The organism is Methylobacterium sp. D48H, assembly GCF_053345715.1.
Map to the genome: position 1 here is coordinate 1 of NZ_JBKFAP010000032.1, position 14,061 is coordinate 14,061.

General features: G+C 73.6%; 12 protein-coding genes and 1 pseudogene. 10 read left to right on the plus strand and 3 right to left on the minus strand.

Features of this window, described 5'->3' with window-relative positions; all coding sequences use genetic code 11:
- The 4 genes and pseudogenes from ACLBX8_RS28370 to ACLBX8_RS28385 form a co-directional block, all read left to right on the plus strand.
- A pseudogene (locus ACLBX8_RS28370) lies at positions 1-299 on the plus strand (methyl-accepting chemotaxis protein); the annotation flags it as partial.
- A 107-nt stretch (positions 300-406) separates the two neighbouring features.
- On the plus strand, positions 407-823 hold the full coding sequence (locus ACLBX8_RS28375; RefSeq protein WP_026605341.1) for an FKBP-type peptidyl-prolyl cis-trans isomerase: 417 nt from the start codon (positions 407-409) through the stop codon (positions 821-823).
- 36 nt (positions 824-859) lie between these two features.
- On the plus strand, positions 860-2,230 hold the full coding sequence (locus ACLBX8_RS28380) for a Wadjet anti-phage system protein JetA family protein (RefSeq protein WP_447716189.1): 1,371 nt from the start codon (positions 860-862) through the stop codon (positions 2,228-2,230).
- Complete coding sequence (locus tag ACLBX8_RS28385; RefSeq protein ID WP_020095807.1) at positions 2,223-2,849, plus strand: DUF4194 domain-containing protein; 627 nt, start codon at positions 2,223-2,225, stop codon at positions 2,847-2,849. Before ACLBX8_RS28380 ends, ACLBX8_RS28385 begins: the two co-directional genes overlap by 8 nt.
- A 169-nt stretch (positions 2,850-3,018) precedes the next feature.
- On the opposite strand, the gene ACLBX8_RS28390 is transcribed toward ACLBX8_RS28385, so the two are convergent.
- Positions 3,019-4,695: a methyl-accepting chemotaxis protein gene (locus ACLBX8_RS28390; protein ID WP_447716190.1), complete on the minus strand. Its 1,677-nt coding sequence runs from the start codon at positions 4,693-4,695 to the stop codon at positions 3,019-3,021.
- Positions 4,696-4,866: 171 nt separating this feature from the next.
- Here ACLBX8_RS28390 and ACLBX8_RS28395 point away from each other — a divergent pair, with 171 nt between their 5' ends.
- Entirely contained in the window at positions 4,867-8,304 is a 3,438-nt protein-coding gene (locus tag ACLBX8_RS28395; protein ID WP_447716191.1) for an SbcC/MukB-like Walker B domain-containing protein, read from the plus strand.
- 70 nt (positions 8,305-8,374) lie between these two features.
- Here ACLBX8_RS28395 and ACLBX8_RS28400 read toward each other — a convergent pair whose 3' ends face one another.
- A complete protein-coding gene (locus ACLBX8_RS28400) occupies positions 8,375-8,590 on the minus strand; it encodes a hypothetical protein (protein WP_042674010.1) in 216 nt (71 codons plus the stop codon).
- A 413-nt stretch (positions 8,591-9,003) separates the two neighbouring features.
- On the opposite strand from ACLBX8_RS28400, the gene ACLBX8_RS28405 reads away from it, so the two are divergent.
- From ACLBX8_RS28405 to ACLBX8_RS28415, 3 genes are read left to right on the plus strand one after another with little or no spacing between them, the layout of a single operon-like run.
- A complete protein-coding gene (locus ACLBX8_RS28405; protein ID WP_026605342.1) occupies positions 9,004-10,134 on the plus strand; it encodes a S1C family serine protease in 1,131 nt (376 codons plus the stop codon).
- Positions 10,131-10,379: a hypothetical protein gene (locus ACLBX8_RS28410; protein ID WP_447697493.1), complete on the plus strand. Its 249-nt coding sequence runs from the start codon at positions 10,131-10,133 to the stop codon at positions 10,377-10,379. The genes ACLBX8_RS28405 and ACLBX8_RS28410 overlap by 4 nt, the downstream gene beginning before the upstream one ends.
- A gap of 3 nt (positions 10,380-10,382) precedes the next feature.
- On the plus strand, positions 10,383-11,144 hold the full coding sequence (locus ACLBX8_RS28415; RefSeq protein ID WP_447716192.1) for a J domain-containing protein: 762 nt from the start codon (positions 10,383-10,385) through the stop codon (positions 11,142-11,144).
- Positions 11,145-11,282: 138 nt separating this feature from the next.
- On the opposite strand, the gene ACLBX8_RS28420 is transcribed toward ACLBX8_RS28415, so the two are convergent.
- Entirely contained in the window at positions 11,283-12,752 is a 1,470-nt protein-coding gene (locus ACLBX8_RS28420) for a D-alanyl-D-alanine carboxypeptidase (RefSeq protein WP_447697495.1), read from the minus strand.
- Positions 12,753-13,090: 338 nt separating this feature from the next.
- Here ACLBX8_RS28420 and ACLBX8_RS28425 point away from each other — a divergent pair, with 338 nt between their 5' ends.
- Together ACLBX8_RS28425 and clpS are read left to right on the plus strand one after the other, a co-directional pair.
- On the plus strand, positions 13,091-13,435 hold the full coding sequence (locus ACLBX8_RS28425) for a phasin family protein (RefSeq protein WP_447697496.1): 345 nt from the start codon (positions 13,091-13,093) through the stop codon (positions 13,433-13,435).
- 205 nt (positions 13,436-13,640) lie between these two features.
- The gene (clpS, locus tag ACLBX8_RS28430; RefSeq protein WP_447683660.1) at positions 13,641-14,027 is read left to right on the plus strand and encodes an ATP-dependent Clp protease adapter ClpS; all 387 of its coding nucleotides are present in this window, start codon (positions 13,641-13,643) and stop codon (positions 14,025-14,027) included.
- Positions 14,028-14,061: the final 34 nt, after the last annotated feature.

Consider the following 14,061-nt stretch of genomic DNA (forward strand, 5'->3'; position numbering starts at 1 on the left):
CCGTCGCGGCGATCGGGACGATCACGGCCCGCATCCGGGACATCGACGGCGTGGCGACCACGATCGCGGCGGCGGTGGAGCAGCAGGGCGCGGCGACCCACGAGATCGTCCGCAACGTCGGGCAGGCGGCGCAGGGCGCGGCCGCGGTCACCGGCCACGTCGCCGGCGTCGCCGCGGCCTCCGGCGCGACCGAGGCGGCGGCGGGCGAGGTCCTGGGCGCGGCCGCCGCCCTGTCGGCCCAGGCCGCGCACCTGACCGAAGAGGTCGGCCGCTTCCTCGACGGCGTCCGGGCCGCCTGAGCGCGTCCCCGGAGCGCGGACGGCCGCCTCCCTGGCCTGGACGGGTCCGAGGCGATAGAAGGCCTCCCGACGGCCGGCGCGCACGGCGCCGGCTCCAGGGAGAAACCATGCCTCGCCTGTCCCCCCTCTTCGGAGCCGCGTTGATCGCCATGACCACAGCCGCCAATGCCGAGACCGTGACCACCCCGTCGGGCCTCAAGTATCAGGACGAGGTCGTCGGCACCGGGCCCGAGCCGAAGGCCGGCCAGACGGTCACCGTCCAGTACACCGGCTGGCTCGACGAGGGCGGCAAGAAGGGCAAGAAGTTCGACTCGTCCCGCGACCGCAACCAGCCCTTCAGCTTCCCCCTCGGCGCCGGCCAGGTGATCAAGGGCTGGGACGAGGGCGTCGCCACCATGAAGACCGGCGGCAAGCGCACCCTGATCATCCCGCCGCAGCTCGGCTACGGCGCCCGCGGCGCCGGCGGCGTGATCCCGCCGAACGCCACGCTGATCTTCGACGTCGAGCTCCTCGGCGCGAAGTAAGCGGCACGGCTGCGCGACGGCGGGAATTTCGACACGATGCTGTTCGCGCAGCTGTCCGACGAGCTGTTCAAGCCGCTGGCCTCGCCGAGCCGCGGCTTCAACGCGGCCCTGCTCCTGCACCTGCACCGGCGCGTCCTCGGGGCCGAGCCGGTGCGCAAGGCCGAGCTCCTGGCCGAGATCGGCGACTTCGCCGCCGGCTGGAGCGACCCGGAGGTCAGCGGCGACGAGCCGATCTCGGCCGACCCGGCCGAGCGCCGCACGGCGCTCTACCGGCGCCTCCTCGACACCGGCTGGCTGATCGAGCGCCGCGAGCGCTACGTCCCGGTCGCGGAGTTCGACCCCGAGGCCCGCCTCCTCTTGGAGGAGCTGTCGCGGCTGGAACGGGGCGAGACCCGCTCCTACGGCGGGGCCGTGCTGGAGGTGCTGGGCGGGCTCGAGAGCGCCCTGTCGGACCCGGCGAACCGATCCGAGGCGCTGTCCAACGCCGCGCGGGGCGCGGCCGCCTTCCTGTCCCACGTGCGCGGCCTCGCGGCCGGCATGCGCAAGGTCGAGGAGCGGATCCTGCGCGAGCCCGACCGCGCCAAGACCTTCCGGCTGTTCTTCGAGGATTTCGTCGAGCGCCACCTGATCAGCGACTACCGGACGCTGCACACCCGCTTCAACCCGTTCCGCTTCCGGGCCAGCGTGGTGCGCGAGGCCGGCCGGGCGCTGCGCGATGCCCTCACGGTCCGGGCCCTGGCCGAGGGCCTGATCCGCGAGGGGCGGAGCGCCGATCTTGACACGGCGCAGCGGGCCGTCCGGGCGGATCTCGCCCAGATCCTCGCGGTGTTCGAGGGCCTCGACAACCACCTCGACGCCGTCGACGCCGTGGTGGCGCGCCTGGAGCGCCGGATCGCCTCCGCGCTGCACGTGATGGACCGCCCGGACCCGAGCGGCGTCGAGCGCGTCGCCGCGATGCTGCGCACCGTCGGGGAAGCGGAGATCGCCCCCGAGGTGCCGGGCGACGTCTCGCTGCTGCGGCCGCCGATCGGGCACGCGCATCTCCAGGCGCCGCGCGCCCGCAAGTCGGCTATCGACATGGAGCCGCTGCCCGACATCGAGGACGACCCCGTGGTCGACGCCTTCGCGGCCGCCAAGGCGGAGTTCCGGCGCCGCACCACCGTGACGCCCGAGAGCATGAGCGCCTTCGTGGAGGCCCGGCTCGGCAGGGCGGTGCGGCTGCGCGGGTCGCAGATCGCCATCGCGGGCGTCGACGACTTCATCGTGTTCCAGCGCCTGCGCGAGATCGACGTGCTGTTCGACGCCAAGCTCGGCGCGCGCTACGCCCTGATTCGGCTGCCCGAGCGCGTGGTCAACGGCTGGCTGGACTGCCCGGATTTCCTGCTGGAGCGCCGTCCCCGTGCTTGAGGGTTTCCGCGCGATCATCGACGGCGACGAGCCGCCGCCGCCCGGCGCCCGGGCGCCGGACGCCGAGGAGCTGTGCCGCGCCCTCCAGGTGCTGCTGAAGGGGCAGGTGATCTACGCCGAGACGCAGGGCATCGGCCGCTCCTACGAGCTCGCCCGGCACTACGCGCCGTTCTTCACCGACTACTTCGCCTGCCTCGGCTACGCGCTGACCGTGTCGCACCGCGACCAGATGGTCTCGCTGAGCCCGGCCGCCGACGCCCCGCGCCACGACATCGTCTCGGAGCGCCTGCGCAAGGACGAGACCCTGGTGCTGCTGGCGCTCCGGCTCCTCTACGAGGAGGGCCTGCGCGACCACCGGGCCGGAACGGACGGGATCGTCGACTGCACCACCGACGAGATCGTCGAGAAGATCCGCGCCGTGGCGCGCAACGAGCCCCCCGAGGAGGGCCGGCTCGCTGACATCCTGCGCCTCTACGCCAAGCGCGGCGGCCTGCGCCTCGGCGAGCGCGACCGGGTCGAGCGGGTCACGCCGCTGTCGCTCCTGCCGGGGCTGACGGTGCTGGCCTCCGACGCCTGGATGGAGCGCCTGCGGGCTTGGTCCGAGGCCGGCGAGGCCTGATTTCGCCGTCCGGTCGACCAGTTCGGCGCCGTCTTTGCGAGCGGAGCGAAGCAATCCAGCCAGCGCCACGATTGCCGGCGTCGCGCTGCCCTGGGTCACTTCGCTGCGCTCGCGATGACGGAGTGAGATACGTCAACCGCGACGTGCGGCCGAACCCACGTGACCGCGCTCAGGCCGCCCGGACCGTCGCCAGGAAGTGCTCGACCTCGCTGCCGAGATGGGCCGCCTGGCGGGCCATCTCGGAGGCCGAGGCCAGGACCTGCGCGGCGGCCGCGCCGGTCTCCTCGGCGGCGCCGGCGACGCCGCTGACATTGACGGTCACCGACTCGGTCCCGGTCGCGGCCTCGGCGACGTTGCGGACGATCTCCTGCGTGGCCGCGCCCTGCTCCTCCACCGCCGCCGCGATGGAGTTGGCCATGCCGCTGATCTCGCGGATGCGGCCGGCGATGCCGTCGATGGCCTGGACGGCCTGGCCGGTCGAGCCCTGGATCTGCGCGATCTGGGCCGAGATCTCGGCCGTCGCCTTGGCGGTCTGGTCGGCCAGCGCCTTCACCTCGGTGGCGACGACCGCGAAGCCGCGGCCGGCGACGCCGGCCCGGGCCGCCTCGATCGTGGCGTTCAGCGCCAGCAGGTTCGTCTGGCTGGCGATCGCCGAGATCAGGTCGACCACCTCGCCGACCCGGCGCGCGCCGGTGCTCAGGGCCTGGACGAGGTCGGCCGTGGCGGCGGCCTCGCGGACGGCGGCCTGCGCCAGGTCCGCCGAGGAGCCGACCTGGCGGCCGATCTCGTTGACCGAGGAGCCGAGCTCCTCGGCCGCCGCCGCGACCGTGGTGACGTTGGAGGAGGCCTCCTCGGCGGCGGCCGCCGCGCTGGTCGACTGGCCGGCCGTCTGCGTCGCCGTCGCGGTGAGGCTCTGGGCCGTGGACTGGAGCTGCGTCGCCGCCGACGTCACCGAGCCGACGATGCCGCCGATCGCGGATTCGAACCGGTCGGCGAGTTCGCGCGTCGCCTGCCGGCGCTGCGCCTCGGCGCCGGCCCGGGCCTGCGCGGTCTCGGCCTCGAGGGCGCGGGCGTGCAGCAGGTTCTCCCGGAAGACCGCGACGGTCGCCGACATGGCGCCGATCTCATCCCGCCGCGCCGCGTAGGGGATCTCGGCCTGGGTGTCGCCGTCGGCGAGCCGCCGCATGGACAGCGTCATCCCGGAAAGCGGCCGCGACACGCCCGTGAAGGCGTACAGCATGGCGCCGAGCGCGATGACGAGGCTGACGAGCAGGCTCACGACGGTCGTCCGGACCGCGTCGGCCTGGCTGTCGCGGGCCGCGCGTCCGGCCGCCTCGCCGTTCCGGATGTTCAGGTCGGCGAGGGCACGGGTCGCGCTGGAGGCCGCGAGGTAGTTGGCGTTCATCGGCCCGCGGAAATAGGCGAGCGCCTGATCGTGCTGGTCGGCCGGGAAGGCGCGCAGACGCGTCCAGTCGGCCTGCTGCACCGCCAGCTTGGCGAGCAGGTCGTCGTAGATCCCCTGCTCCTCCTTCGACGCCACCAGGCCGCGGTACGCCTCGGCCTTGGCCTGGCGGTTCCGCATCATCTCGTCGGCGTTCTTCAGGCTGGTCTCGCGCTCGGCGTCAGTATCCGCCGTCACGTAGCGGAACTGCCACAGTCGCGAGCGCATCACGAGGGCGTTGATCGCCTGGGCCTCGTTGATCGACGGCACGGCGTTGTCGATCAGCTCCGCGAGCCGCTGGTCGACCGCCTGCATCTTGTAGAGGGTCACGCCGCCCTGAACGATCGCCGCCAGGAGCAGGAGGGCGAAGAGGCCGCTGAGTTTTGCTTTGAGACTGAGACGCATCGGTCGGTTCCGGTCGTGCAGGCGAGACCCGCAGGACATGAACAGTTTGTGCTAACAGGGTTATAACCTGAGGTAGGATCAGGCTTCACGGGTTCGCGTGTGTCGGCTTGCATACGCGGCTGAGTCCGGCCAACTGGGCCGCTCATTCCCCGCCACCGACCCACCGATACCGTGTACGTCCTCACCGACATCGCCATCTCGAACTGGTACCTGATCCGCCGCGAGCAGATCCGCCTGCGCGGCGCCGCGGCGCTGGTCGGGCCGACGGGGGCCGGGAAGTCGACGATCTTCGACGCGGTCGGCACGGTGCTGGCCGGCAACAACGCCAGCCGCCTCGCCCTCAACGCCTCGGCCTCCGGCCGCAGCGCCCGCACCGTGCGCGACTACTGCCTGGGCTGGATCAGCGACCCGGCGGAGGGCGGCCGCCCGACGCGGGAATCCTGCGAGACCGTGCTGGTGCTGGTCTTCGAGAACCCCGATTCCGGCCGCGTGGTCTCGGTCGGCCTCGCCCTGGCGGCCCGGGCCGCCGAGCCGAAGGAGACCGTGCTGTCGCGCTTCATCGCGGTCGGGCACCGGTTCGAGGTCTCCGACTACGCCCGCACCGCCCCCGGCGGCACTTACACGGCGCCCTGGAGCGAGATCGCCGCGGAGCTGCGCGCCCGCGCGTCGAGCTTCACCGAGTACCGCACCTCCGGCGAGCGCTTCACGGCCGACGTGCTGGCGACCCTGCGCGAGGGCGCGCCGGCGCCGGAGCCGCGCCACTTCCTGCGCAGCTTCGCCAACGCGGTGGCGTTCAAGCCGATCTTCGACACCAGCGCCTTCGTGCGCGCCTTCGTGCTCGAGCCGGAGCCCCTCGACGTCGAGCGCGTGCGCCACTCCATCGCCAACTGGCGGCGCCTCCGGGAGACCATCGCCGAGCTGGAGACCCGGCTCGGGCGCCTGCGGCGCCTGCGCGACCGCTACGAGGCCTGGGGCGAGGCGGTCCTCGCCGCCGCGACGCACGAGCTGCGGGCGGCCAGCGCCGATCTGCGACGCCGCAGCCTCGACCTCATCGCCGTCCGGGGCCGCCTCCGCGAGGGCGCCGACACCCTGCGCATCGCCCGCGAGCGCGTCGCGGCGAGCCGCGGCTACGTCCGCGAGATCGACGGCGAGATCGCCGAGAAGAAGGCGCTGGCCGCCGCGGGCGCCGCCGAGGGCCGGCTCGCGGCCTCGACGCTCGGCCTGTCCATGCTGGAGCGCGACCGCAAGGAACTGATCGGTCGGATCGGCGACCTCGTCGCCCTCGTCGGGCAGATGGCCAAGCTCCAGCCGGTCGCCCCGATCCTGCGCCAGAGCTGCCCGCAGGCGGCCCGCCTCGCCGAAGCCTGCGCCCGGGCGGGCCTGCGCCGGGACGCCTCGCCCGAGGAGATCCTGCGCCCCGACGGCCCGCTGGCCGAGCTGGCCGACGGGCTGGCGCGCCTGCCCGACTTCGACGAGGCCCTGGAGCGGGCCGCCGAGGACGCGGCGCTCAAGGCCCGCGCGCAGGAGAGCGAGGCCGAGCGCACGGCCCCGCGCACCGGCGGCGGCCCGGCGGCGCGGCTGTCCTCCGACACGGTGGCGTTCCGCGGCGAGCTGGAGCGGCGCGGCATCGACGCGCTGCCGATCTGCGAATTGGCCGAGATCGTCGACCCGACCTGGGGGCCGGCGCTCGAAGGGCTGCTCGGGCGCGCCCGCGAGGCCCTGGTGGTCGCCCCGGACCGGCTGAGCGAGGCCCTGGGCGTGCTGCAATCGGGCCGCGACCGCTACAGCCGCTGCATCCTGGTCAAGACCACCGACACCGCCAAGCAGCGCGCCCGCCGCTACGACGACGGTCCGCTCACCGTGATCGAGACCAGCGACCCCCACGCCGAGGCGTTCCTCGGCGTGCGGCTCGGCGGCTACGACCTCGCCCGGGACGATGCCGAACTGGCGCGCCTGTCCCGGGCCGTGGCGCCCAGCGGCCGGACCACGGCCGGCATGGCCTACACGGTCACCCGCAGCGTCGACCTGCTGATGACCCGCGGCCATCGCGGGCCGACCGCCGACAGCCGCCGCGCCCACGAGATCGCCGTCGCGGAGGCGCGGCGCCTGCGCGGCGAGGCCGCGGTCCTGCGCGAGGCCGCCCGGACGGCCGCCGCGATCCGGGCCCGCGTCGCCCGGGGCCTCGACGCGGTGGAGGCTCTGCGGGCCGAGCTCGACGGGCTTGAGGGGCGGCGGCGCACGCTCCAGACCGAGCGGGAGGGCATCGAGAAGCGCGACACGGCCGGGCTCGCCGCCGAGATCGCCGCGCTGACCACCGAGCGGGTCGGCTACCTGCGGGAATTGTCGGAGGAGCTGGAGCCGAAGCTCGACCGCCTGCTCGCCGACGAGGCGGCCCTGCGCGCCCGTCTGGGGCCGGTGCGCGAGGCCGTCCGCGCCGCCCTGTCGGCCCGCCGCGCGGCCCTGCGCCAGCTGAGCGCGGGCGACGCGGCGCGGGTGCGCCTCGCCCGCGCCGAGCCCTTCGACCTCGGCGCGGTCGCCGAGGCGCGGCGGGCGCTCGCCGGCCTCGACGCCAAGGCGGCCGGGGCGCGGGTGAGCGCCGAGCGCGGCCTCGCCCGGGATTCCGCCGAGGCCGCCCGCTCGCACGGGCGGATCGCCGAGCGCGAGCTTGCGGAGGCCTGCGCCGCCTGGCGGGTGGAGAACCCGCTGGCCTCGGGGGACGCCCCGGCGATCGACGGCTTCGCCTGGGTGCGCCGGGAATACGAGGCGGTCGAGGGGCACGAGTTGCGCCGCTACCGGGCGCAGGCAGAGCGGGCCGAGTCCGAGATGCGCCGCCTCATGACCGAGGACCTGCTGACGCGCCTCGCCGACCGATTCGAGCGGGTCCATGCCCGGCTCGCGGCCCTGAACGAGCGGCTCTCGGCGCGCAGCTTCACCGGCCAGACCTACGCGTTCGAGGCGGCGGTGGACCGCCGCTACGCCGCCGTCCACGCGCTGGCCACCGAGACCGCCCGCTCGCCCGAGGCCGCGCAGGCGCTGCTCGCCGGCGAGGCGGAGGGGCCGATGGCGGCCGCGCTCGAGGAGATCACCGCCCTGATCGCCGGCGCGGACGACGCGGCGCGGCTCGCCGATTACCGCAACTACTTCGTCTACGAGATCGGCATGCGCGACCGGGCGGGCAACCGCACCACGATGTCGGCCCGGGCGCTGCGCGGCTCCGGCGGCGAGGCGCAGGCGCCGTTCTACGTGGCGATCGCCGCGTCGCTCGCCAGCGCGTACTACCCGGGCGACCGGCCGGGCGACGAGAATCCGGGGCTCGGCCTGTGCCTGCTCGACGAGGCGTTCTCGAAGCTCGACGTGCGCAACAGCCAGGCGCTGGTCGATCTCTACCGCGCCTGGGGGCTGCAGCTGCTGATCGCCGCCCCCGAGGACAAGCGCACGACGCTGACCGAGGTGATGGACACGATCGTGACGGTCTACAAGAGCCCGGATCTGACCTCGGTCCGGATCGAGGCCGAGCACCCCCTCGAGGCGGCCCGCCGGGCGCTGCACGCGATCAACCCCGACCAGGTCGGGATCGAGGGCTTCCGCCAGTCGGACGCCGCGGAGTGAGCCCGCGGGGCACCGGGGCGGGGCTTCGCGCCGCCGTCCCCGGTATCCCCGTTCTCCGGGTGATCGATCGTCAGTTCAGGTAGGTGCGGATCCAGTTCGGCGAGAGGATCTCGCCCTCTTCGGTGATGATCCAGGGCTGCTTGGCCGGGTCGGCCAGGGCGCCGGCCGCGGCGGCGATCGCCTCCCGCAGGGTCCGGTAGCGCTCGGGCTGCGCGAGCGGGGCGCTCGCCGGGGCCGTGCGCCAGATCGTCAGATCCGCGGGCCGTTCCAGAGCTTCGGTTTCCATGGGTACTCGTCCTTCCGAACCGTTTTGGACCGTTCAGATCGCCGCCGCCGGGCTCTGCCGAGGGGCTGCGGCGATCGATGGTCTGAGCGTCAATGCAAGCATCTCTGCGGCAGCTTTGCGATCAATTCGGGCGGTTCTCGAAACCAGCATCCGGTGCCGAGGCACGAGTTCGGGCGCGGTTCGGTGTTCCATGTCCGTATTGAGCGCGACTGAGCTGCCCTGGACTTGCGAGAATTGTGGCTCCTGAATGATGACCATTCCGTTAGCCAGTCTGCGCCGGTCGCCGACGTGCGCCAGAACACGTCAGGGGCCTGTCGGCGGCGGCGCCTCTCTGTGTTGACGCCCCGATCCTGAACGCGCACTTAAGGCTCGGCCCGTCGGGGCCCGCCTACGCGCTTCTCTCGGAGTCACCCGTGCCGGATCGTACCGTGCGCATCGTCCTCGCCGCGGTCCTGGTCCTGCTGGCGCTCTACGTCGCCCAGCCCTACCTGCAGCCGCTGCTCTACGCGGCCGACACGCCCCGGGCGATCACGGCCCGCGGCGATCTGGCGCCGGCCGAGTCCTCGACGGTCGCGCTGTTCGAGCGCGCGAGCCCGTCCGTCGTTCACGTTTTCGCGCAGGGCGCCGCGCAGAACCGCGACCTGCTCGACCTCGACGACCAGGGCGGTGAGCAGGGCGGGACGCAGACCGGCACCGGCTTCGTGTGGGACGGCGCCGGCCACATCGTTACCAACACCCACGTCGTGCAGAACGCCGCGCGGAGTGGCGGCTCGGTCTCGGTCCGGATGAGCGACGGCGAGGTCGTGCCCGCCACCCTCGTCGGGATGGCGCCGTCCTACGACCTCGCGGTCCTGCAATTGGGGCGGGTGCGGACCATGCCGCCGCCGCTGGCGATCGGCACCTCGGCCGATCTCAAGGTCGGGCAGTCGGCCTTCGCCATCGGCAACCCGTTCGGCCTCGACCACACGCTGACCACCGGCGTCATCAGCGCCGTGCGCCGCCGCATGCCGACGAGCGAGGGCCGCGAAGTGTCCGGCGTCATCCAGACGGACGCGGCGATCAACCCGGGCAATTCCGGCGGCCCGCTCCTCGATTCCGCGGGCCGGCTGATCGGCGTCAACACCGCCATCGTGTCACCGTCCGGCGCCAGCGCCGGCATCGGCTTCGCGATCCCCGTCGACGTGGTGAACCGGATCGTGCCGGAGCTGATCAAGGCCGGCCGCGTGCGCAATCCCGGCATCGGCATCATCGCCGCCCAGGAGGCGGCCACCGCGCGGCTCGGCATCGACGGCGTGGTCATCGTGCGGGTGCTGCCCGGCTCCCCGGCCGCGCAGGCCGGGCTGCGCGGCGTCGACCCGCAGACCGGCGACCTCGGCGACGTGATCGTCGAGGCCAACGATCGCCCGGTCCACCGCCTCGCGGACCTGACCGCGGCCATCGAGGAGGCCGGCCTCGGCGCCGGCGTGACCCTCAAGGTGGAGCGCGACGGCCGGATCCGGCAGGTCCGCGTCACCACCGCCGAGGTCGCGGAGAACCGGCGATGACGCGGGCGGCCCTCCTCCTGACCCTGATCGTCCTCGCCGCCGCCGCGCGGGCCGGCGAAGCGCCGACGCGCGCGCGCCTCTGCCCGGAGAACCTGCCCGAGGGCGTGCGCCTCCCGCCGCAGCCCGGCTGCGACGCGAGCGTGCGCCCGCCGACGCCGCGCCGGCCGGGCCACTTCGATCTCGGGGACGGGACGAGCATCCAGATCGGCGGGAGCGCGTCCGCCCTCTACGGCGTGCGGCGCTGAGCGATGGTGCTGTTCGCCGGCCTGCTCGCCTGCCTGACCCTGTGGTGGCTGTCGAAGAACTCGGGCGGCCTCGGCCGGAGGCTCCGCGGCGGTCTCCGGGCGGGCCTCGGCGCCGCCCTCGGGCGGTCGCGTCTGCCGACCTTCGGCGCCTTCGCGCTGCTCGCGGCCGGGTTCCTGCTCCTGCGCGGGAACTTCGTCCTCGCGGCACTGCTCGGGCTGAGCGGCGTCTGGATGATCGAGGGCCAGGCCGCCATGACCGCGCGGCTGCGCCGGCTGATCCGGCCGGGATCCGGCGAGAGCCCGCGCGACCCGGAGGACCGCCGCTTCCGCACGGTCCTGATCGACGCCCTCGTGCGCCCGGACGGCAGCCTGCGCACGGGCCGCGTCATCGCGGGGCCGGGCGCCGGCGCGTGGCTCGACAGCATGCCCACCGGGGCCGTGGTCGAGCTGCTGCGGCTCTGCCGGATCCGCGACGCCGCCGGCGCCGCCCTGCTAGAGCCGTATCTCGACCGCCGGGCGCCCGGATGGCGTGTAGACGCTGAGGGCGATCGCGACCCGCGGCCGCGCCGTCCGCCGCATCCAGGGGCGATGACGCAGGAGCAGGCGTACGAGATCCTGGGGCTTCAGCGCGGGGCGACCGCTGAGGAGATCCGGTCGGCCCACCGGTCTCTCATGAAGCGCGCCCACCCCGACCAGGGGGGCAGCGCCGAGGGCGCGGCGCGCGTCAACGCGGCCCGGGACAGGCTTCTGAACCGACATCGCTGAACTCCACGCGCGTTGTCAGAGAGTTACCGATCGTCGGCCGCGGACGAACTCGGTCGCGGCCGTTCCGTATCCGGCGCGCGGGCGCGCCGGTGGCTCGCGAAACGCGGCGCGCGGGCGCGCCGACGGGTCTCGCGGGTCTCAGCTCCGGGTGGCGAAGCAGCTGAAGCCGCTGCGCTTCAGGGCCGAGCAGGCCTCCTGGGCGGAATCCTGCTCGGAGAAGCCCGAGAAGCGAGCGCGGAACAGCGTGGTGCCGCCGTGCTCGACCTTGACCGTGTAGGGCGCGGCCTTCGACAGGCTGCCGCCGACCTTGGCGCGCGCCTCCGAGAGCATCGTCCGGGCCTTGGACTCGTCGTCCATGGCGCCGAGCTGGATCACCCAGGCGGTCGGGACGACGCGGGCGCCGGAGACCGCCTTCGGCGGCTCGTCGCGCTCGAGGGAGGCCACGCGGGCCGTCGACTTGGACGCGCCCGGGAAGGGCGGCTGGGCGTTGCCGCCGCCGGCATAGGCCTGGGCCGCCTTCGGGATGCCCTGCGGGCCGGGCTTCCAGGTGCCGCCCGGCGTCGTCGTCTTGGCGGGAGACAGGTCGAGGGGCTCGCCGGTGGTGCCGGTCGTCTCGACGTCCTCGTCGTCCGCCGAGGCGACCTGCGTGCGAGTCCGCGAGACCGCGTCGGCGACGACCGCCGGGCGGGCGCGCTCGGCGACCTCGGTGACCGGCGCCGAGATCCGGGCGCCGGCATAGGCGCGCGGCAGGCTGGCGCGGACGAGGTCGGCCATGATCCGGTCGCGGCTCGCGCCGGACTTGCCGCCCAGCACGATCGCCACGATCTGGCGCCCCTCGGACTTCGCCGCGGTCATCAGGTTGAAGCCGGAATCCCGAGTGTAGCCGGTCTTGATCCCGTCGACGCCCTGGACGTTGCCCAGCAGGCGGTTGTGGTTGCCGATCACCCGGCCGCGGAACGCGAAGGACCGGGTTTGGAAGTAGCGGTAGTAGTGCGGGAACCGGTCCTGGATCGCCCGCGCCAGCACGGTGAGGTCCCGTGCGGTGGTCAGCTGGTCCGGATCGGGCAGGCCCGAGGCGTTGGCGTAGTGCGTGCGGCTCATGCCGAGGGCGTGGGCCTTCGCGGTCATCATCTGGGCGAAGCGCTCCTCGGAGCCGGCGATGTTCTCGCCGATGGCGCAGGCCACGTCGTTCGCCGACTTCGTCACGATCGCCTTGATGGCGTCCTCGACCGAGATGGTCTGGCCGGGGCGCAGGCCGAGCTTGGACGGCGCCTGGGCGGCGGCGTGGGCCGAGATGGTCAGGTCGGAATCGAGGGCGAACTTGCCCCGCTCCATCTGCTCGAACAGCATGTAGAGCGTCATCACCTTGGTGATCGAGGCCGGGTGCCGCAGGGCGTCCTCGTTCACCGCGTGCAGGGTCTTGCCGCTCTTCACGTCCACGACCATCGCCGCGTAGGGCGGGTTGTAGCCGCCGCCGGCGCGGGCATGGTGGTGGTGCCGACCGCGCCGGGCGTCGGCCGGTGAGGCCATGGCCGTCAGGACGGCGGCGGCCAGGATCGCGGCCGGGAGCGCTGGAATCGTCCGGGAGCGGCCTACTACGCTACGCATCACGCCTGATTGCCTCGCGAGACCGGATCTGGCCGGTCGTATCCCCTGCAGAGCCTTCCGCCGATCACGTGGCCCCGCTGCATCAGTGGAGAGTTAGGCAAGTGCAGTTACAGGCCCGTTAATGCGATCGCGGCGAGTGCCGGATCGTGCCGGTCCGGCATCCGCTTACCGGCCGTTCCCGACCCGCTGTTGCCGGTCGGCCATGCCGTGCCGGTCGCGGCCGGCCGCTCTTACAGGCCCGAGCTTGACGCTGGCTGTCGTGCCGCACACTCTCGCGGCGATCCGAAACTGTCGGTCGCGGATGGCGGGCCGGCTCGGCGGCGGACCGGAGATCGGCGATGCAGAGACCCCCTGCCCTCCCCCTGAGCCCGGTCGCCTCCGGCTTCGGGACGCCCCTGCGGCGGTTCGGGATCGCGAGCCGGGCGGCCCAGACCCTCGGCATCGAGTATCTCGACTCGGTCAAGAAGGCCCTCGACGATCTCGGGGCGACCTGGGGGGCGCTGGCGGCGGCCCGCAGCCCGACCGAGATCCTGGCGGTGCAGGCCGCGTACCTGCAGCGGGCCGGGGAGCGCGCCGCGGCCCGCTCGGCCGCCGCCGGCGACGCGATGCTGGGCCTGACCGGCGCGTTCCTGCAGCCGAAGGCGGTGGCGCCGGCCGCGGCCCGTCCCGGCCCGGCGCGCTAGCGGGTCGGCCATCATGCGCCGGGGACGCGCGGTGCAGGGCGGACAAGTGCGCACAGGCGTCTGGCGAAGTCGGCTCACCGTCTGTAGATTAACCGGCGTGGAGCTGAGCGCTGCTCCCGGCAGGCCAGGATCAGGATCGGCCGTGAGGGCCGGCGGCGCCCGCTCCGAGCAAGGGATCGGTTCGACGCACATGAGACAGGTCCCCATGCAGGGCACCGCGAGTTCGACCAGGGAGCACCGGCCGGCGCGTATCGCGGTCACGGCATCCGGTTCGCGCACGCCCGGGGGCGACGACCGGTCCAACACCGCGATCATCACGCGCACGAAGCCGCGGACCAAGCGGCCGAGTCTGTACCGGGTACTCCTTCTGAACGACGACTATACGCCGATGGAGTTCGTGGTCCTGGTGGTCGAGCGGTTCTTCAACAAGAGCCACGAGGACGCCTACCACATCATGATGCACGTGCATCAGAACGGGGTCGGCGAGTGCGGGGTCTTCACCTACGAGGTGGCGGAGACCAAGGTGACGCAGGTCATGGACTTCGCACGCAAACACCAACATCCTCTCCAGTGCGTTATGGAAAAGAAATAGGCGCCGCTCGCGGTAGGCACGAAGGACAGAGGCC

Excerpts from the sequence above, each read along its gene's own strand:
- ACLBX8_RS28375 (WP_026605341.1), top strand. The coding sequence starts at position 407 with ATGCCTCGCCTGTCCCCCCTCTTCGGAGCCGCGTTGATCGCCATGACC.
- ACLBX8_RS28380 (WP_447716189.1), top strand. The coding sequence starts at position 860 with ATGCTGTTCGCGCAGCTGTCCGACGAGCTGTTCAAGCCGCTGGCCTCG.
- ACLBX8_RS28390 (WP_447716190.1), bottom strand. The coding sequence starts at position 4,695 with ATGCGTCTCAGTCTCAAAGCAAAACTCAGCGGCCTCTTCGCCCTCCTG.
- ACLBX8_RS28400 (WP_042674010.1), bottom strand. The coding sequence starts at position 8,590 with ATGGAAACCGAAGCTCTGGAACGGCCCGCGGATCTGACGATCTGGCGC.
- ACLBX8_RS28410 (WP_447697493.1), top strand. The coding sequence starts at position 10,131 with ATGACGCGGGCGGCCCTCCTCCTGACCCTGATCGTCCTCGCCGCCGCC.
- ACLBX8_RS28415 (WP_447716192.1), top strand. The coding sequence starts at position 10,383 with ATGGTGCTGTTCGCCGGCCTGCTCGCCTGCCTGACCCTGTGGTGGCTG.
- ACLBX8_RS28420 (WP_447697495.1), bottom strand. The coding sequence starts at position 12,752 with ATGCGTAGCGTAGTAGGCCGCTCCCGGACGATTCCAGCGCTCCCGGCC.
- ACLBX8_RS28425 (WP_447697496.1), top strand. The coding sequence starts at position 13,091 with ATGCAGAGACCCCCTGCCCTCCCCCTGAGCCCGGTCGCCTCCGGCTTC.
- clpS (WP_447683660.1), top strand. The coding sequence starts at position 13,641 with ATGCAGGGCACCGCGAGTTCGACCAGGGAGCACCGGCCGGCGCGTATC.